The organism is Nocardiopsis halophila DSM 44494 (genome assembly GCF_000341245.1).
GTDB lineage: Bacteria > Actinomycetota > Actinomycetes > Streptosporangiales > Streptosporangiaceae > Nocardiopsis_A > Nocardiopsis_A halophila.
The window spans coordinates 37,364-55,142 of sequence record NZ_ANAD01000160.1 but is presented as its reverse complement, the minus strand read 5'-3'; the positions used below and the strand labels follow the sequence as shown (position 1 = coordinate 55,142).

Sequence of the window (17,779 nt, the reverse complement as noted above, 5' to 3'; positions counted from 1 at the left end):
GGACCGCGAGGGGCCCGGCGGCCGACCGGCGGCCCCAGGGAACGACCCCGCTTCGTCGTCGCTGCCCCCTCCCTGGCACCCCGGCGGCCCGCCGCCCGGCCGGGGACCGTGAGCGCGGGACCACCTGCCCCGTCGCCGCCGCTTCCTTGACCATTTGCACGCCCGGCACCCGACGACAGCCCTACCCCGCGGATCCCGCCCGGCTTCGCCGTCCCCACCCCGCCCTCTCAGGCCGGAGGCCAGCGCACCGCGCGCGGGTAGGACCGCGCCGGTGACGACAGCCAGGTCAGCGGTAGGCGCCGATGACGGCGGGGCCCAGGTCTCGGCCGTCGATGCGCAGGACGCGGCCTCCCCGGGCGGCGACCTCCCCGGCGAAGGACCGGGCCGCCTCCCCGCCCCCGGGGACGACCAGGGTCACCGCCGCCCGGGCCGCCGCCAGCGCGTCCAGCTCGGCGCGGGTCCGCTCCGCCGTCTCAGGGCGGGGCGGCCAGGCGAACTCCGGGTCACCGTCGGGGCCCAGGTGGGCCGTCGGCTCCCCGTCGGTCACCAGCACCACGGCCGGGGCCATCCCCCGGTGCCGGGCGAAGTGCTCCCGGGCCAGGCGCAGCGCGTGCTGCACGTTGCTGCCCTGGACCCGGGGCCCGGCCGGGGCCACCAGGTCCGTCGGCGACAGCCACCGCGCCGAGGAGTCGAAGCCCGCCACCCGCACGGCGTCCTGCGGGTACCTGCGGCGGGCCAGTGTGTACAGCGCCATGGCCGCCTCCCGCGCCGGACCGAACAGGCCGCCGCGCACCATCGAGGAGGACAGGTCCACCAGCAGGCACACCGCGGCCGCGACCCGGTCCTCGCCCTCCACCACCCGCAGGTCCTCGGGGGACAGCGGCGCCGGCGGCGGTGACGACGGCGCGGCCGCCCGGCGCGCGGCTGCGGCCCGGACCGTGGCCACCGCGTCCAGGGGCGCCTGGGTCCCCGGCTCCCACGGCGCCGTGCCGATCGGTTCGGCGTCCGGCCGGAGCGCGTGGCCGCGGGCGGGACCGTGCCCGCCGCCCCCGCGCGGCCGGCGGGCGGAGGCCGAACCGCGCAGCGCCGCCTCGCCGAGCCGGTGCACCGCCCGGGGGGTCAGCCCGGGCCGCGACCGGCCGCCCGCCAACAGGCCCTCCGCGCGCAGGCGCGGCTCGATTCCCGCCAGCCGGTCGACCGCCTCGGCGGCCCTGGGGCCCAGCGCCCGCTCCACCAGGGCGCGGGCGGGCCCGTCCACCGGGAGCCCGCCGCCCTGCGCGGCGCGGTCCAGCAGCCCCTCCAACTCCTCCAGATCCTCGGCCCCGACGGTGTCGGCGGTCCCGGCGGGCCACGCCGGGTCCGCGGCCAGGCCGACCGCCTCGGCGAACGCCGGGCCGCCGGGCCCGTCCGGGCCGGTCGGCACCGTCAGCCCGCGGACCAGGTCGGGGCGGCGCCGCAGCAGGGCCGCGGCCAACCGGTCGAGGGAGGCGGCCAGGCCGCCCTGCCGGGCCGCCAGGTCCAGCAGCCCGTCCGGCCCGGCGCGCCCGGACTCCGCGAACTCAGCTGACTCAGCGGACTCAGCGGACGCCTCGGGGCCCTGCGCGGCCGCCGCCCTCCGGGCCAGCACCTCGACCAGCTCGTCCAGGTCGCGCGGCCCCTCCGGGAAGAAGGCGCCGTGCTCGGCCATGAAACCTGCGAAGTCGGCCCGCTCGCCCCGGGCCTCGGCTTCCAGCAGCCCGCTCAGCGCGTCGGCCATGGCCGCGATCCGCTCCGGGGCCGGAAGGGCGGCGGCGCGCCACAGATCCTGCAGAAGGCTCTCGACCGTCCGCCGCGCCTCGGCCGACCTCCAGGGGTAGGGCTCGGCCATCAGGTGGCGCAGGGCGGCGGCGGTGTCCTCGGGCAGGGAGGCCAGCTCGCTCTCCCGGATCCGCGCCGTATCGGAGGGGTCGTCGGCCAGCTCCCTGAGTTCGAGGCCGATCGCCCGGTCCAGTTCGCCGCGGGCCCGGCGCATCGCCCGCACCTGCTCCAGAAGCCGGTTCAGGCCCGGAACCCCCTGCGCGCCCTCCCGCAGCATCGTCCGCAGGGCCTCGTGCGGCCGCTTCCCGGCGAACACCTCCCGCCCGAGGTCGCGCAGGGCGCGCGCGGTGTCGAACGGCGGCGCGAGCGGATCGGGCCCGGGCCGGTAGGCGCGGTAGCGGACCCGCTCGTCCCCGTGCCCCGCGTCGGCCTCACCCGTCACCGCGCCCACCCCTCGTCCTCAGCGAAGCCGAACGGCACCCGCCCGCCCGGCAGCGGTCGGCACGCCTGCGGACAGAGCGAACCCGGCCGGACCGCCTGTGCCGAGGCGACGGTGGTCTGTGAGGCGTGCCCTGGCCGGTCCCGCCTCACGTCCGGTACACCGACCGCTCTTCCGGACCGTCCTGTCCGGCGGCCTCGTCCTTGGACAGCCTCCGGGTCAGGTACAGCCCCTCCATGGCCAGCTCCAGCGCCGCCGCCGTCACCCCCGCGGCCGCCTCCGCGCCCTCCGGCGCACCGCCGGTCCCGTGCAGGTCGCCGTCCCGCCCGGCGGCGCGCTCGGTCAGCGCCCCCAGGCCCTCCAGCGGGCCCACCGAGGCGAGCAGGTCCGCCGCCGGCACCCCGGAACCCGCCTCGGCGGTCCCCCCGGAGGCGAAGTGCGCCTTCAGCGGCTCCAGGTCCTCCTCGCCGAACCGCTCCCGGAACACCTCCGCCGCCGCGCGCCGCAGCAGGTGCTCCAGCACCTCGGCCTCGCGCCCCTCCTCACCGGGCGCGAACTCGGCCTTGCCGCGCAGCGCCGGGACCGCCGGGGCCAGGTCGGCCACCCGGGCCACCGCGGCCTTCTCCCCGGCCAGCGCCGCCCGCCGCTCGGCCGACGCGGCGGCCGCCTCGCCTCGACCGCGGCGAGCGCGAACCGGGCCGAGACCCCCGACCGGGCGTCCACCGACGGCGAGGCCCGCACCAGCCGGGCGAACCGCGCCACCGCCGCCACCAGGTGCCCGGGCACCAGGACCCGGCCCGCCGGGGCGGCCTCCTGGCGCACCAGCGCCTCCTCGTCGTCGACCGTCAGCGGGTAGTGGGTGCGCACCTCCGCGCCGAAGCGGTCCTTGAGCGGGGTGACGATCCGCCCCCGGTCGGTGTAGTCCTCCGGGTTGGCGGTGGCCACCACCAGCAGGTCCAGCGGGAGCCGGAGGGTGTACCCGCGCACCTGCACCTCCCGCTCCTCCAGCACCCCGAACAGCGCCACCTGCACCCGGGCGGCCAGGTCGGGCAGCTCGTCCAGGCCCAGCACGCCGCGGTTGGCCCGCGGCACCAGCCCGTAGTGCATCGACGCCGGGTCGTCCAGGCCCGCGCCCTGCGCCAGCCGCACCGGGTCGACGTCCCCGATCAGGTCGGCCACGGAGGTGTCGGGGGTGGCGAGCTTCTCCCGGTACCGCTCGCCCCGGTGGCGCCAGACCACCGGGAGGTCCGCGCCCAGGCGCCCCGCCGCCTCCCGGCAGCGCGGGCACACCGGCGCGAACGGGTCGTCGTTGACCGGGCACCCCTCCACCGCCGGCGACCAGTCGTCCAGCAGCGCGGCGACAGCGCGCTGCAGCCGCGTCTTGCCCTGCCCGCGCTCGCCCAGCAGCACGATGTCGTGGCGGGCCAGCAGCGCCCGTTCCACCTGTGGCAGCACGGTGGAACCGAACCCGACCAGCCCGGGAAGGCGGGGCCGTCCGGCGCGCATGCGCTCCAGCAGCGCGTGGCGGACCTCCTCCTTGACGGGCAGCGGCACGCGGCCGGAGTCCCGCAGGGCGCCCAGGGTGGCGGGCAGTGCCTCGGGGGGCGTGCCGGCCGGTGCGCCGGTCGGTGGTGTGCTCGATGCGTCGGGGGGTGTGAGGGCGGACACGCAGGCGAGTCTATTAGCGGGGCGCCGGGTGTGCGGGATCGCCCTCATCGGGGGGGGTTCGGTGAAATAAGGAGGCTCGGGGGAAGGTTTCACGTCCAGGGGCTGCAAGGATGGTCCCCCGGGCCGGCGCCCCGGCCTCGGAACGGACCGACGAACGATATGGGGTGCGACCAGTGGCCAGGTTCGGTGATGCGCTTGCGTCGGGCGCCGATCTGGTGAGCGCGGCCGAGAGAGCGGTGCAGGAGGCGGTGCGGTCGCTCGACGGCCCCCCGGACCTGATCTTCTTCTCGGTGTGCGGCACCGACACCGAGGAGGTCGTCCTCGCCGGTGAACGCGTGATGGGCATGGCGCCCGGATCGGTGAGCATCGGCTGCACCTCGGCCGGGGTGATCGGCGGCGGCCGCGGCGTGGAGGAGCAGGGCGCGGTGAGCGTGTGGGCGGCGCGCCTGCCCGACGTCGAGATGACCCCCTTCCAGCTGGACGTGGTCCCCGAGGGCGACCACCTGGCGGTCATCGGCATGCGCGAACCCTCCGACTCGGACCGGGCGGCCCTGCTGCTCGCCGACCCCTACCGCTTCCCCGCCCAGTCGTTCGTGGAGCGCTCCACCGACGCGCTGGGCGGCCTGCCGCTGGTCGGCGGGCTGGCCGACGGCATGGGCGGGCAGGGCTCGGTGCGGTTGTTCTTCGAGGGCGAGGTGGTCGACGCCGGCGCCATCGGCCTGCTGCTGGGCGGCGAGGGCGTCGTGGGCACCATGGTCAGCCAGGGCTGCCGCCCGGTGGGCCCGGCGATGGCGGTCACCGGCTCCGAGGGCAACGTGGTCACCGGGCTGGCCGGGGTGCCCGCCTACGACCGGCTGGAGCAGCTCATCAACGCCCTGCCGCCGGAGGAGCAGGAGCTGGCGGCCGGGGGCGGCCTGCACATCGGCATCGCCATGGACGAGTACGCCGACCGGCACGAGCAGGGCGACTTCCTGATCCGCTCGGTGGTGGGCGCCGACCCCGACGAGAACAGCCTGACCATCGGCGACACCGTGGACGTGGGCCAGACCGTGCGGTTCCAGGTCCGCGACCGCGACACCGCCGACACCGACCTGCTGGAGCGGCTGGGCGTGTTCGGCGAGGACACCGGAGGCCGCTCGGCGGGCGTGCTGCTCTTCTCCTGCAACGGGAGGGGCGCCTCCATGTTCGGCACCGCCGACCACGACGTGCGCGCGGTCCGCCGGGCGCTCGGGGTGGAGGCGGTGACCGGGTTCTTCGCCGCCGGTGAGGTCGGCCCGGTCGCCGGCCGCAACCACGTGCACAGCTTCACGGCCTGCCTGCTGGCCTTCGGCGCCTGAGCACGGCCCGGCTCCGGCCCCGAGTCTTGTGCGGGGCCGGGGCCGGGCCGCCCCTCCGCGCCTCTCCGGCGCCCGTGCGGACGGCGGGGCGTTCTCCCGGGTCCGACTCCGCATCGGCGCGGCGGCCGTGTCTGCGCATGTCGGCGTCCACGGGCCTGGACAGGCCCCGTCGACGATCCAAGCCCCCGTCGGACCTCCGAAGACCTCAGGAAGCGCGCCTCCGGAACGCGCGCGGAACTTGGACCGGTGAAAGGGACGCGGCCGCCGACCGCCTCGCCGTCGATGCTCCTCGCCCTGCTGGGCGCTTCCGGTGCGGAGGTCCGGCTCCCGGGGCTGTCCCGCCCTGTGGCCCCGAGGGCCGCGGGGCCCGTCCCAGCTCTCGTTCCCGACCGTGACCTGTGGTGGGGACGGCGGCCTCTCGGTGCAGGGGCCGGCAACGGAGCCGTGCCCGGAGTCGGGCATCGTTTCCCGTCTGCCGTCCAGGGAAGGGCGGTCAAGGATGCGGCGGGGCCGTCTCGGCCGTGTCCGTCGGCGTGGTGGAACTTTCGGCCGCGTCCTTGTGATCGGTGCCACCGCTGCAGCGCGATCGGCGACCCCGCCCCGGGTGCGCGCCCCCTCACTTCTTGCCGTTGATCTCGGGAGAGTCGGGGTAATACTCGCCGGTATTGCCCCGACTCTCCCGAGATCAACGGGGGTGTCGATGCGGGCGGCAGGCAGTGCTCCCGGGGGCGGCCGGGGCCCGCAGAGTTCCACCACGCTGGCGGACACGACCGGCATCTCCGACCGCTGAGCGCACCGACCGGGGCAGGGCGCGCGTCCCTTCGGGCGGCCTACGGCCGCTTGGCGAGAGCGGTCGCGGCACATTGCAGTGCGCTGGCGGAGGTGCCCCGCCGTTCCGGCGGATGCGACCCATCGCGGCTGTCCGGCGGTGTGCCGGGAGGACGGCCGGGCGGGTCCTCCCGCGGCCCGCCCCCGGAGGCCGCGCCCCATAGGCCTCGAGCCGCCGGCCGCATGCCACCTTCCGCATGCCGAAGGCCGAGAAGGCCGACGGGGCCGGTCCGACAAGGCCGACAATGTCCGCCCCTTATCCACCCGAAGGGTTCGTATGGGGCGAATGGGGTGGGTGAGGAATTCATCCGCTCCGGCGGAATTCGCTCCTTGTCCTCCTTTTACCCCCCGCGCCTTCTCCGTTCGGCGCGCCGCTTTTGTCGCTACCTGTCATTGATTGCTTACTTGTGGGATCCCCGGTGTTTCCGGGCGCCCGCGGTCCACGGCGCGCCTTCCGGGGGCCGACCGAGATGGGGGAGACATGCCGCGTATCTGGTTACGCACCGGGGCCCTCGCCGCCGCGGGGCTCCTCGGCGCGTCCCTGCTGCCCGCCGCCCACGCCGAGGCGGCGCCGCGACCGGCCGCCCAGGGGTGGATCGAGGAGGACCCCTCCGCCGCCGAGCTCTCCGGAGCCGGCCACCAGGGCGCGGGCCTGCGCGTGGACACCGGCGCCCACCAGGCGCCGCTCGGCGCCTCGGTGGAGCCCGGGGCCGACGAGGGCCCGGTGGCCCTGGCCACCTTCCCGGCCCGCGACCTCGACCGCCCGGTGGAGGAGATCGACGTCGCCGTCGCCGTCTCCGGACCGGCCGAGGGCCTGCTGGTCGAGGTGCGCGGCGAGCGCGCCGAAGGGGTCTGGGGCGAGTGGGCGCCGGTCGCGGGCTCCTCGCCCGCCGCCGTCACCGAGGACCAGGGCGTGCGCGTGCGCCTGCCCCACCCGTCCGACCGCGTGCAGGTGCGGGTCGGCCTGGACGGCGGGGCGGCCGAGGGCGGGACGGTCCTGGAGGAGGTGCGCCTGCGCCCGGTCGGCACGGCCGAGGCCGACGGGGAGCCCCTGCCGGGGGACCCGTTCTCCGCGCGCCTGTTCGCCACCCGGATCGGCCTGGTCGGCGCGACCACCGCCAACGGCCACACCGTCCGCCGCGAGGACCACTTCGTGGCGCTGCCGTCCCGGCGCGCGCTCGCGCCGCGCGGCACCGGCGATTACACGGTGCGGGTGTGCACCGAGTCCGAGTCGCGCCGCTGCGCCTACGCCCCGGTCTGGGACGTGGGCCCGTGGAACATCAAGGACGACCACTGGAACACCGACCGGCAGATGTGGCGGGACCTGCCGCACGGCACCCCGCAGGCGCAGGCCGCCTACACCGACGGCTACAACGGCGGCCGGGACGGCTTCGGCCGGACCGTGCGCAACCCGGCCGGCATCGACCTGGCCGACGGCACCTTCCGGGAGGCGCTGAAGCTGCCCACCAACGCCTGGGTCCAGGTGGACTACCTGTGGACGGGCGACCGGCGGGTGCGGGCCCAGGTGGCCACCGCGGACCGCGGCGACCCGGTGATCGTGCGGTCCGGCCCCGGGCTGGACCACCCCGTGACCGGGATGGCGGCCGACCAAGCGAGGGTGCCGGTCCAGTGCCGCGCCGCCGGGGACCGGGTCGCCGGCCCCTCGGGCGAAGCCCGGGAGTGGCTGCGCATCGGCGAGGGGGACTTCCTGCCGGCGGCCTTCGCCGAGGGCGGGTCGAGCGCCCCCGAGTGCGCCCTGCAGTAAGGGGCCGGCACAGGGGGCGTGGACGCGGGGCCTCTGCGCGAGGCCCTGCACACGGGGCGCGGCCGTTGAGGCGGTTGCGCGTCCCGTGGACCCGACGGCCTACTTGCCGACACTGCCCCGGCGGACACGCCCCTGCACACGGGGCGCGGAACGGCGGCCCCGGACGACAGGCCCCACAAAGCGGAAGGGGTGGCTCTCGGCCACCCCTTCCGCAATGTCCGCGGGAGGCTAGGCTCCGCCGTAGGGGACGGCGTCGATGATCTCCACCGAGAGGCTCTTGCCGTTGGGGAGCGTGTAGCTCACCGTCTCGCCGATCCGCTTGCCGTTGATCGCGGCGCCCAGAGGGGACTTGGGGGAGTACACGTCGATCGGTGCGCCGCTCTCCTCCCGGGAGGCGAGGAGGAAGGTGACCTCCTCGTCGTCGCCCTCGAACTTGATGGTGACGGTCATACCGGGACCGACCTCGCCCTCCTTGAGCGGGGCGCTGCCGACGCGCGCGTTGCGGAGGATGCCCTGGAGCTGGGAGATGCGGGCCTCGATCTTGCCCTGCTCCTCCTTGGCGGCGTGGTAGCCGCCGTTCTCCTTCAGGTCGCCCTCTTCGCGGGCGGCTTCGATCTTGTCGGCGATCTCGATGCGACCAGGCCCCGAAAGGTGCTCCAGCTCCGCCTTGAGCCGGTCATACGCCTCCTGGGTCAGCCAGGTGACGTTGTCATCGCGGGTCTCGGTCACGGGAACTCCCTTGGTGCGTCTCAACTACTGCGGTCCACCATCGGCCGCAGCTGAACTTACGAGGTTATCACCGCGTGATCATCGTGGAAGAACCGCTGAATCCCGCCGTTTGTGCACCGTAAGGCGGATGCCGGACAACGGTGCTCAGGAATGGGCGGGAAGGGCTCGGGCGATGGGCGGCGGTGCCTTCCGGCGGGGCCGAGGGCTCGTAGGGGCGGGCAGGGCGAACAGGGTGGACAGGGCGGTCATGGCGTTCACTTTGCCGTTCCTTGTTCCCTGCAGGACGCCACTTCTACCATCGCCGCACGACGAACCGTCTCGATCGTCGCGGTCGACTCCTGGGTCCCCGCCTCCACCTCGACACTGCGCTGGCCCACCTCCACGTGCTGGGCGTCGGTGGCGCGCACCACGCACACCGCGGGCCCGCCGCTGTTGGTCTCGAAGGTGATGGTGGCCTCGTCGCCGGAGTCGATGCTCCAGGCGATGGTCTGGTTGGCCACGCCGGTGTGGTCCCCGTAGCTCATCAGGGCGAAACCCCACCCGACGGTGAACACGCCCGCGGCGATGAGGCCGAGGACGAAGAAGACGGGCCGGGCGCCGTGCCGCCTCCCGAACGCGCGCGGGGCGCCGTCGCCGCCGTCGTCGCCGCGGGCGGCGCCGCTGTTCTCGGCGCCGTCGGGCGTGAGGTCAGAGGGGCTCTCGGGCATGCGGGAATCTCCGAACGTAAGGTCTGCGTTGTCTAAGATAGCCCCGCCCGATGGGGCCCCCGTTCCACCCCCGCCCCCGCATGTCCCCGTACGGGCAGCGCGGTGGGCCCCCGGCCGGACGACGCCGTCGGCCGGGGTTTTTCGAGGAAGCTTCCGCGACTACCCGAGGGGTAACTCCGTTGTCCGAGCGTTTGCGGCTGATGGCCGTGCATGCCCACCCCGACGACGAATCCAGCAAGGGCGCCGCCACCATGGCGCGCTATGTGGCCGAGGGCGCAGAAGTGCTGGTCGTCACACTCACCGGTGGCGAGCGCGGCTCCATCCTGAACCCGGCCATGGACCGGCCCGAGGTCCGCGAGAACATCGGCGAGGTCCGCCGCAAGGAGATGGCCGAGGCCCGCCGGATCCTGGGCGTGCACCAGGAGTTCTCGGGCTTCGTCGACTCCGGCCTGCCCGAGGGCGACCCGCTGCCGCCGCTGCCCGAGGGGTGCTTCGCGGTGCAGCCGCTGGAGACCGCCTCCGAGCCGCTGGTGCGGTCGGTGCGCTCCTTCCGCCCGCACGTGATCCTCACCTACGACGACGAGGGCGGCTACCCCCACCCCGACCACATCATGACCAACCGGGTCTCGGTCGAGGCCTTCGAGGCCGCGGGGGACCCGGAGCGCTACCCGGGCACGGGCGACCCCTGGCAGCCGCTCAAGCTCTACTACCACGTCTCCTTCCCGCGCACCCGGTTCGAGGCCATCTCCGCCGCCCTTGAGGAGCGCGGGCTGGACAACCCCTACGCCGACTGGATCAAGCGCCTCGAGGAGCGGGAGCGCAAGGAGTGGGAGATCACCACTCAGATCACCTGTGACGAGCACTTCGAGACGCGCGACCGCGCCCTCATCGCGCACGCCACCCAGATCGACCCGAACAGCTTCTGGTTCGCGGTTCCGATGGACGTCCAGCGCGCGGCCTGGCCCTGGGAGGACTACCACCTGGCCCGCTCGCTGGTCGACACCGAGATGCCGGAGACGGACCTGTTCGCGGGCGTCCGCGAGACGGTGGGAACATGAGCGGTATGCAGACCGTACTCATGCTGGCTCAGCAGACCGAGGTCGACAAGTACACCATCACCCCCGGTGTCCTGGGCTTCCTCGTGGTCGCCGCGATCGGCGGCGTCCTCTACTTCCTCATGCGCAGCATGAAGGACAAACTGGCGCACGTGCGCGAGGGGGGCTTCGACCAGGCGGTCGAGGCGGGTCCCGAAGCCCCCGCCGGCACCGACGGGGGCCGGGCGGAGCAGGCGCCCGGGGACTGACGCCCGGACCGCGGCGCCCCGCGCCGCGGTCCGCGGCTCGCCCGCGCAGGCGGCTCTGCCTGCCCGGCCGCCGGTCAGGGCGGAAGCCGGCGGAGGGTCTCCCCGGGAGGCCGGCCGTAGGCGCGGCGGTAGGCGGCGGCGAACCGGCCGGGGTGGAGGAACCCCCACCGGGCCGCGGTGGCGGTCACGGTGGCACCGCTCCCGGGAACGGCGGCCACCAGGTCGGCATGGGCGTGGGCGAGGCGGACGCGGCGCAGGTAGTTGACGGGCGTGCTGCCCAGGTGGCGCCGGAACGTGTGCTGGAGGGCGCGGAGGCTCACGCGGGCCGCGGCGGCGATCTCGGCGGCGCTGATGTCGGTGTCGGCGTGGTCCTCGATGTAGGCGACGGCGCGCCGCAGCGTGGCCGGGTGGGCGTCGCGGCCCTCCTGGACCCCGAGGTCGGTGAGCGCGTTGTTGGGGAAGGTGTTCAGCACGCTCGCCGCCAGCAGGTCGGAGGCGGCGGAGGCGATCAGCGGGGCGTCGCGCACCGCCGGTTCCGCCAGCACGTGGTCGCGGAGGTGGGCGATGGTGCGCTTCAGGTGCCGGGCGGCGCCCGGGGAGACGGGGCGGTCGCCGGTCAACCGGAGCTCGGTGGGCCCGTGGCCGGGCAGCGCGGTGGCCACCCGGTTCAGCACGAGCGGGTCGAGCAGGACGATGGTGAACCGGGAGCGTTGGATGACCCCCTTGTAGGGGCGGTCGTGCGGGGCGTACAGGAACGCGTCCCCAGGCCCGAAGACGCCTTCGGCTCCGCCCTCGTACCGGCGCACGATGGAGCCGGACTGCACGGTGCACAGGCAGACCTTGCCGATCGGCCGCGCGTCGTGGTGCATGTCGTAGTCGAACACGAGCCTGTCCACACAGGTGGATCCCACGCTCTTCCGCCAGATCTGCGTCTTGGGGCGTTCGGGGGAGCCGCTGATCTTCACCTTCGTGTAGGCCTTGCTGAGGAACTCCTCTGTGTGGTCGAGGTCGTCGCTTTCGAATGTCAGTGTGTCCATCCTGGCCGCGTTCCTAGGGGGGCGGTGGCCGGCGGCCTCTCCGGAAGGGGGCGCGGGTCCGGCGCGCACGCTCGCACGGGGGTCGCGGCGGAGCACAGGGAAGCCGTCGACGCGCATCCTGCCGGCCGCGTGGTGCGACTCGAATGCCACGGTCCCGGCGTTGTCGGCGGGAGAGGCCCATCCCACCCGCAGTGATGGTCCGGGCGGGACGCATCCGGGGTCGGCTCGCAGGGGGGCCGGTGCCCGGTCCGCCTGATGAACGTTGCCATGAACGCTCCTCGCGGAGATCGGCCTTCCTGCCGCCGATGGTTCCTTGCATTCATCGTACTGCGCGGGCCGGACGGTACGCCGGGACGATCGCAAAGCCGTCGGCCGCGATCGGGGACGGCCCCGGTCGTCGTCGGGTGCGGCCGAGCCGCCCGTAGGCGGGGTGAGGCTTCGCCTCTCGGACGTCCTCCGTCCGGAGCTGGGCGTTGACGGCTTCGCCCGGAGTGCTGACAAGCGGTTCGCCCGTGGAGGAAGGTCGAATCGGCTGCAAAGGGAGCAGTCGGTCACCTGGGCGGAATGGTCCAGTCCCCGCTGGAGTGCCCGGGAAGAAGGGGCTCCGGGAAGTGTGCGCCCGGAGCCCCGCCGGTCGGGGCGCACGGTCCGGTGCGCATCCCCGCCATGGGCACCGGCACGAAGACAGGGTCGTCTCCCGCGGTCGGCTGGGCCGGGTGCTCCGGCCCGTGCGACGATGCCCGTATGAACCGCTTGGCCGACGCCACCAGCCCCTACCTGCTGCAGCACGCCGACAACCCCGTGGACTGGCGTCCCTGGGGTGAGGAGGCCTTCGCCGAGGCGCGCCGGCGCGATGTGCCGGTGCTGCTGTCGGTGGGCTACGCCGCCTGCCACTGGTGCCACGTCATGGCGCACGAGTCCTTCGAGGACCCTGCCACGGCCGAACGGATGAACGCCGGCTTCGTCAACGTCAAGGTCGACCGCGAGGAGCGGCCCGACGTCGACACCGTCTACATGGAGGCGACCCAGGCCATGACCGGCCAGGGCGGCTGGCCGATGACCGCCTTCCTCACCCCCGACGGCGCACCGTTCTACTGCGGCACCTACTTCCCGCGCGAGCACTTCAACCGGCTGCTCGACGGCGTGTCCCGGGCCTGGCGCGAGGAGCGCGACGGCGTCCTCGACCAGGGCCGCCGGGTGGTCGACGCGCTGGCGGCCCCGCGCACCCTCGGCGAGGGCGCGCTGCCGGGCGCCGATGAGGCGGCGGCCGCCGTGGAGGGCCTGGCCCGCGACTTCGACGCCCGCCGCGGCGGGTTCGGCGGCGCCCCCAAGTTCCCGCCGTCCATGCTGTTCACCTTCCTGCTGGCGCACCACCGCCGCACCGGCGACGAGCGGGCGCTGCTGATGGCCCGCACCACCGCCGAGGCCATGGCCCGCNGGCGGGTCCCCCCGCTACTCCGTCGACGCCTCGTGGACCGTGCCGCACTTCGAGAAGATGCTCTACGACAACGCCCTGCTGCTGCGGGCCTACCTGCGGCTGTGGCGCGAGACCGGCGACCCCCTGGCCCGGCGCACCGCCCTGGGCACCGCCGACTGGATGGTCGCCGGCCTGCTCACCCCCGAAGGCGGCTTCGCCTCCGCCCTGGACGCCGACAGCGAGGGCGAGGAGGGCCGCTACTACGTGTGGACCCCCGCCGAACTGGAGCGCGTGCTGGGCCCCGAGGACGGGGCGTGGGCCGCGGGGCTCTTCGGCGTCACCCCCGAAGGCACCTTCGAGCACGGCACCTCGGTGCTGCGCCTGCCCGAGGACCCCGACGACCCCGAGCGGTTCGAACGGGTGCGCACGGCGCTGCTGGCCGAGCGCGCGCGGCGGGTGCCCCCGGCCCGCGACGACAAGGTGGTGGCCGCCTGGAACGGGCTGGCGGTGGCCGCGCTCGCCGAGGCCGGGGCCCTGCTGGACCGGCCCGACCTGGTGGAGCGGGCCCGCACGGCCGCCCGGCTGCTGGTCGAGGTGCACATGGACGGCGGCCGCATCGCCCGCACCTCCCGCGACGGGGCGGCCGGACCGAGCGCCGGCGTGCTGGAGGACTACGCCGACGCGGCCGAGGGGTTCCTCGCGCTGTTCGCGGTCACCGGCGAACCGGAGTGGACCGGGGCGGCCGGGCGGCTGCTCGACACCGTGCTGGACCGCTTCACCGACGGTTCCGGGGCGTTCTACGACACCGCGGACGACGCCGAGGCGCTCATCAACCGCCCCCAGGACCCCACCGACAACGCCGTCCCCTCCGGTCGCTTCGCCGCCGCCGGAGCCCTGCTGACCTATTCCGGCCTCACCGGCTCCGAGCGGCACCGGCGCGCCGCCGAGAGCGCGCTGGGCCCGGTGGTGCCGCTGGCGGACAAGGCCCCGCGCTTCGCCGGGTGGGGGCTGGCGGTCACCGAGACCCTGCTCAGCGGCCCCCTGGAGGTGGCGGTGGTGGGTCCGCAGGGCGGTGAGGACACCCGCCGGCTGCACCGCGAGGCGCTGATGGCCGCCCCGTTCGGCACCGCCGTCGCCCCGGGGACCGGGGACGCCCCCGACGACCCGGCGCGGGCCGCGGTGCCGCTGCTGGCCGGGCGCCCGCTGATCGAGGGCGGGCCGGCCGCCTACGTGTGCCGCGGATTCACCTGCGACCTCCCGGTGCGCGACGCGCAGGCGCTGCGCGAGCGGCTCGCTCCCTGAGCGCGGCCGCACGCGTGACCGGATCCGGCCATCCGCCGCGTCGGGCGGGCGGCCGTGCCGTGACATCGGGCATCCACAGTCGATAGGGGGCCGGTCGGCGGCCCGCCGCGGGGAGGCGCGAGGGGAGCGCGATGGGCGGACGGGGGGTGCGGAGCCGGTGGGCGCCGCGCGCCGCCGCGCTGTCGGCCGTGGTGGTGGCAGCGGCGGCGCTGGCCGGGTGCACCGGCCAGGTGCACCTGCGGCCGGGGCCGGCCCGCCCGGCGGCCTCCTCCGACGAGGGGTTCCCGCTGCGCCGGGGCGACGCACTGCACGCGGTCAACGACATCAACCTGGTCCTGCCCGAGGGGTGGCGCGCCCTGGGGTCGGACGGCTGCCTGGCCCCGCCGGCCGCCGCCGAGGACCTGACCGACGGGGTGCCCGGGACGCAGGACGGCGGGGCGCCGGCCTGCCCGCCGTCGGCGGCGCGCCTGCGGTTCAACGTGAGCGAGGGCGACCGGATCACCCGGAAGGACCTGGACGCCGGCGACGGCTGGAAGCGCCCCAACGTGGTCTGCCCGGGGTCGGTGGGCCAGGTGGGCTCGGCCGTGCCCTCCCTGGTGGAGCAGGGGGAGCGGACCTCGTTCCGGCTGGTCAGCGGGGAGAGGGTGGAAGAGGCGGCCTGGCGGCTGGAGTGCAAGGACGAGGCCCCCTTCGAGACCCGGCTCTGGCTGGTCCCCGAGGCGGACGTGGCCCTCGACGTCGCGATCGTCGACCCGGGCGCGCCGCCCGGGGCCTACGACCGCATCGCCCGCTCCATGGACCTGTCCCGCTACACCCCCTGAGAGCGTCGACGGGGTTCGCTGGACCGCCTGCGGGTGCGGCGGGGCGCTCATGACGGAGGTCCGGTGTCGCGGACCCGCCCGCGCGCGCTCCGCGTCCGTCCGGACGCCGGGGCACTGCCCGCTCCCGGCCCGCGCCGAGCCATGGCCGAACGCCGGAATCCGGCACGATCCTTCGCCGCACAAGGGTCGGAGCAGTGCGCAGGTCCACGGGCCATACAGGCGACCGTCAGCCCTGACACCGATCCGCCCTGCCCTCTGAGCGCCTCCGAGGATCCGAGCGCTGAGCCGTCCATGGGCTCCCCGGGGCCACCGCCTTGGGGCGGGCCCTGGTGGAGAGCAGGACCGGCGATCGAGAGCGGTGGATTCACCGAGCCGCCCGGATTCCCCCTCCCGATCCCCCCCCGGAGCGCTGCCCGGTCCACCGCGCCGTCCCGGCGTCCCCTCAGGTCGGGGTGCGGGCCCCGGAGATCACCCGGTCGACGATGTCCGGGCGCGGGCCCGGCTGGCGCACCTCCAGGTAGAGCACCGGGCCTCCGGCGTGCGGGCGGACCGCCGCGGCCGAGAACGAGGAGCCGTCGGGGCACTGGTCCCACTCCCACACCTCGCCTCCCCAGTGGGGGTCGGAGTAGGCGCGCCGCCGCGGCTCGCCCGTGCACGGCCCGCCGTCGATGATGGCCTCCAGGTCCGGCCCCGGCGCCGAGCGCGTCAGCAGCCCGGCGAACACCCCCGCCGGGGCCTGCCCGGCGTCCCGCCAGGCGGCGGTNTCGGTGGCCGCCAGCAGCCCCGGCTCGTGCCCGCCGACCAGCCCCATCTCCCGCGGCGACCACCCGTTGGGCTGCAGCTCGGCGGCCCACACCGCGGGCACCGCCACGCTCACCGACCCGGTGGCGTCGTTCACCCGGGCGAACGTCAGGCCGGGGGAGCCGGCCGCCGCCGGGCTGCACGCGGTCAGCGCCGCGGCCACCAGCGCCGCCCCCGCCGTACGGCGCAGCGCCGCGCCGTGCCGCAGCCGCCACGGCACCCCGGCGGGCAGCTCCCGCTCCATGCGGATGGCGCGCACCCGGTCGGTGAAGGACTGGGCGTCGTCCGGGCGCGCCGACCGGTCCTCGGCCAGCGCTGCCATGATCAGCTCGTCCAGCGCGCGCGGGGTGCCCGGGCGCACCCGGCGCGGCGGCACCCGCACCGGCGGTGCCGGCGGCCGCCGCCCGGTGACCAGCTCGTAGGCGACCGCGCCCAGCGAGTACACGTCGGCGCGCACGTCGATGTCGCCGCCGGGCCGGGACTGCTCGGGCGACATGTAGCCGGGGGTGCCGGCCGCCGCGGTGAACCCCGAGGCCCCGTCGATGCTCTTGGCGAACCCCAGGTCGGCCACGAGCACCCGCTGGCCCACGGGGGAGGACTGCAGCAGCACGTTGGAGGGCTTGATGTCGCGGTGGATGGTGCCGTGCCGGTGCAGGGCGGTCACGCCCTGGCCGATCTCGGTCAGCAGCCGCAGGGCCTCGTCCAGCGGGAGGGGCCCACGGGCCACCAGGTCGGCCACGCTGCCCTGGTCGGCGTAGGTCATGACCATGAACGGCCGCTCGTCGGGCAGCACGTCGAGGTCGTGCACCCGCACCAGCCAGGCCGAATCGGCCTGGCGCAGGATCCGCGCCTCCTCCATGAAGCGCTGGTGCACGTCCAACTGGTGCGCCCAGTTCTCGGCCAGGACCTTCACCGCGACAGGGGTGTCGAGCAGGTCGTCGTGGGCCAGCCACACGGTCGCGAACGAGCCGGAACCCAGTCTGCGAACGACCCGATATCGGCCGAAGGTGTCCGGTTGCGCCACAGCTACTGCCTTACCAGACGGCATCCCGGCAAACCTGGCGCGCCCGGCCCGCTTCGGCGGGATCCGAACCGGGCACCTACGCGTCGGACCCGGATGTGAACCTCTTATCGGGGGGTGCGCGTGTAACGGAGTAGCAGGGGACGGCGCACCGCCCGGAGCGCCGCCTCGGAGCAAGGAGCTGAGAGCCGTGGGGAACACCGACAAGGGCACCGCCCCCAGGCGGAGCGCAGCCAAGGTCGACGACGCCGTCGAGGAGCTGGCCCGCCGCGCCCGCGACGGGGAGGAGGCCGCGCTGGAGGAGCTGCTGCGGCGCATCCAGCCGGAGGTCCTGCGCCGCTGCGCGCGCTTCCTGCCCTACCGCCAGGACGCCGAGGAGGCCTGCCAGGACGCGCTGCTGCGGGTCGCGCGCAACATCTCCGGATTCAAGGGCGACTCGCTCTTCACCACCTGGCTGTACACCGTGGTCTCCAACTCCGCCCGGCAGACCTACCGGTCGATGAAGCGCCGCGCAGGGGAGCTTCCGACCGAGGCCGACCGCATCCCCCACCAGCGGGACCCGCGCACCACCAGCGTCATCGCCGGATCGCGCATCGACCTGCTGGAGGCGCTGGACCGGCTGGAGAAGGAGCGTCCCAACCTGGTGGCGCCGCTGGTCCTGCGGGACCTGTGCCAAATGGACTACAACGAGATCGCCGGCGAGCTCGACATCGCCCTGGGAACCGTCAAGTCCCGGATCCACGAGGGGCGCAAGCACGTGCGCAGGGCGCTCGCTGTGACGTGAGCGGGTAAAGCGCTCTACCCTGG

General features: G+C 75.3%; 11 protein-coding genes and 2 pseudogenes. 7 read left to right on the top strand and 6 right to left on the bottom strand.

The features are described from left to right. Positions 1–286: 286 nt before the first annotated feature. Together D450_RS0118980 and D450_RS30590 are read right to left on the bottom strand one after the other, a co-directional pair. Positions 287–2,248 (bottom strand): vWA domain-containing protein, encoded by a 1,962-nt coding sequence (locus D450_RS0118980; protein ID WP_017540239.1) that lies wholly within the window; start codon positions 2,246–2,248, stop codon positions 287–289. Between the two features lie 136 nt (positions 2,249–2,384). Then, positions 2,385–3,952 (bottom strand): annotated as a pseudogene (locus tag D450_RS30590) (sigma 54-interacting transcriptional regulator). 125 nt (positions 3,953–4,077) lie between these two features. On the opposite strand from D450_RS30590, the gene D450_RS0118970 reads away from it, so the two are divergent. After that, entirely contained in the window at positions 4,078–5,241 is a 1,164-nt protein-coding gene (locus tag D450_RS0118970) for an FIST signal transduction protein (RefSeq protein ID WP_026128648.1), read from the top strand. 1,309 nt (positions 5,242–6,550) lie between these two features. Then, positions 6,551–7,834: a hypothetical protein gene (locus tag D450_RS0118965; protein ID WP_017540237.1), complete on the top strand. Its 1,284-nt coding sequence runs from the start codon at positions 6,551–6,553 to the stop codon at positions 7,832–7,834. 228 nt (positions 7,835–8,062) lie between these two features. Here D450_RS0118965 and greA read toward each other — a convergent pair whose 3' ends face one another. Further along, positions 8,063–8,563: a transcription elongation factor GreA gene (gene greA, locus D450_RS0118960; RefSeq protein ID WP_017540236.1), complete on the bottom strand. Its 501-nt coding sequence runs from the start codon at positions 8,561–8,563 to the stop codon at positions 8,063–8,065. Positions 8,564–8,817: 254 nt separating this feature from the next. Then, positions 8,818–9,270, bottom strand: coding sequence for a DUF4307 domain-containing protein (locus tag D450_RS0118955; RefSeq protein ID WP_017540235.1), 453 nt, complete (start codon positions 9,268–9,270; stop codon positions 8,818–8,820). Positions 9,271–9,470: 200 nt separating this feature from the next. Here D450_RS0118955 and mca point away from each other — a divergent pair, with 200 nt between their 5' ends. Continuing rightward, a complete protein-coding gene (gene mca, locus D450_RS0118950; RefSeq protein ID WP_017556546.1) occupies positions 9,471–10,328 on the top strand; it encodes a mycothiol conjugate amidase Mca in 858 nt (285 codons plus the stop codon). A gap of 5 nt (positions 10,329–10,333) precedes the next feature. Continuing rightward, on the top strand, positions 10,334–10,573 hold the full coding sequence (locus D450_RS0118945) for a hypothetical protein (RefSeq protein WP_017540233.1): 240 nt from the start codon (positions 10,334–10,336) through the stop codon (positions 10,571–10,573). Between the two features lie 74 nt (positions 10,574–10,647). Here the strand turns inward: D450_RS0118945 and D450_RS0118940 are convergent, their stop codons facing one another. Then, positions 10,648–11,610: an AraC family transcriptional regulator gene (locus D450_RS0118940; RefSeq protein ID WP_017540232.1), complete on the bottom strand. Its 963-nt coding sequence runs from the start codon at positions 11,608–11,610 to the stop codon at positions 10,648–10,650. Between the two features lie 744 nt (positions 11,611–12,354). Here D450_RS0118940 and D450_RS30585 point away from each other — a divergent pair. Together D450_RS30585 and D450_RS0118930 are read left to right on the top strand one after the other, a co-directional pair. Continuing rightward, positions 12,355–14,329, top strand: a pseudogene (locus tag D450_RS30585) (thioredoxin domain-containing protein). Positions 14,330–14,460: 131 nt separating this feature from the next. After that, positions 14,461–15,150 carry a hypothetical protein gene (locus D450_RS0118930; RefSeq protein WP_017540230.1) on the top strand — a complete coding sequence of 230 codons (690 nt, stop codon included), beginning with the start codon at positions 14,461–14,463 and terminating at the stop codon, positions 15,148–15,150. A 442-nt stretch (positions 15,151–15,592) separates the two neighbouring features. Here D450_RS0118930 and D450_RS0118925 read toward each other — a convergent pair whose 3' ends face one another. Further along, positions 15,593–16,975, bottom strand: a complete 1,383-nt coding sequence (locus tag D450_RS0118925) for a serine/threonine-protein kinase (protein ID WP_026128647.1) — start codon at positions 16,973–16,975, stop codon at positions 15,593–15,595. Positions 16,976–17,162: 187 nt separating this feature from the next. Here D450_RS0118925 and D450_RS0118920 point away from each other — a divergent pair, with 187 nt between their 5' ends. Further along, entirely contained in the window at positions 17,163–17,756 is a 594-nt protein-coding gene (locus D450_RS0118920) for an RNA polymerase sigma factor (protein ID WP_017540228.1), read from the top strand. The last annotated feature ends 23 nt before the right edge of the window (positions 17,757–17,779 follow it).

Bases quoted from the DNA above. Each gene is read 5' to 3' on its own strand.
- D450_RS0118945 (WP_017540233.1), top strand. From the start codon at position 10,334: ATGCAGACCGTACTCATGCTGGCTCAGCAGACCGAGGTCGACAAGTAC.
- D450_RS0118930 (WP_017540230.1), top strand. From the start codon at position 14,461: ATGGGCGGACGGGGGGTGCGGAGCCGGTGGGCGCCGCGCGCCGCCGCG.
- D450_RS0118955 (WP_017540235.1), bottom strand. From the start codon at position 9,270: ATGCCCGAGAGCCCCTCTGACCTCACGCCCGACGGCGCCGAGAACAGC.
- mca (WP_017556546.1), top strand. From the start codon at position 9,471: ATGGCCGTGCATGCCCACCCCGACGACGAATCCAGCAAGGGCGCCGCC.
- D450_RS0118965 (WP_017540237.1), top strand. From the start codon at position 6,551: ATGCCGCGTATCTGGTTACGCACCGGGGCCCTCGCCGCCGCGGGGCTC.
- D450_RS0118940 (WP_017540232.1), bottom strand. From the start codon at position 11,610: ATGGACACACTGACATTCGAAAGCGACGACCTCGACCACACAGAGGAG.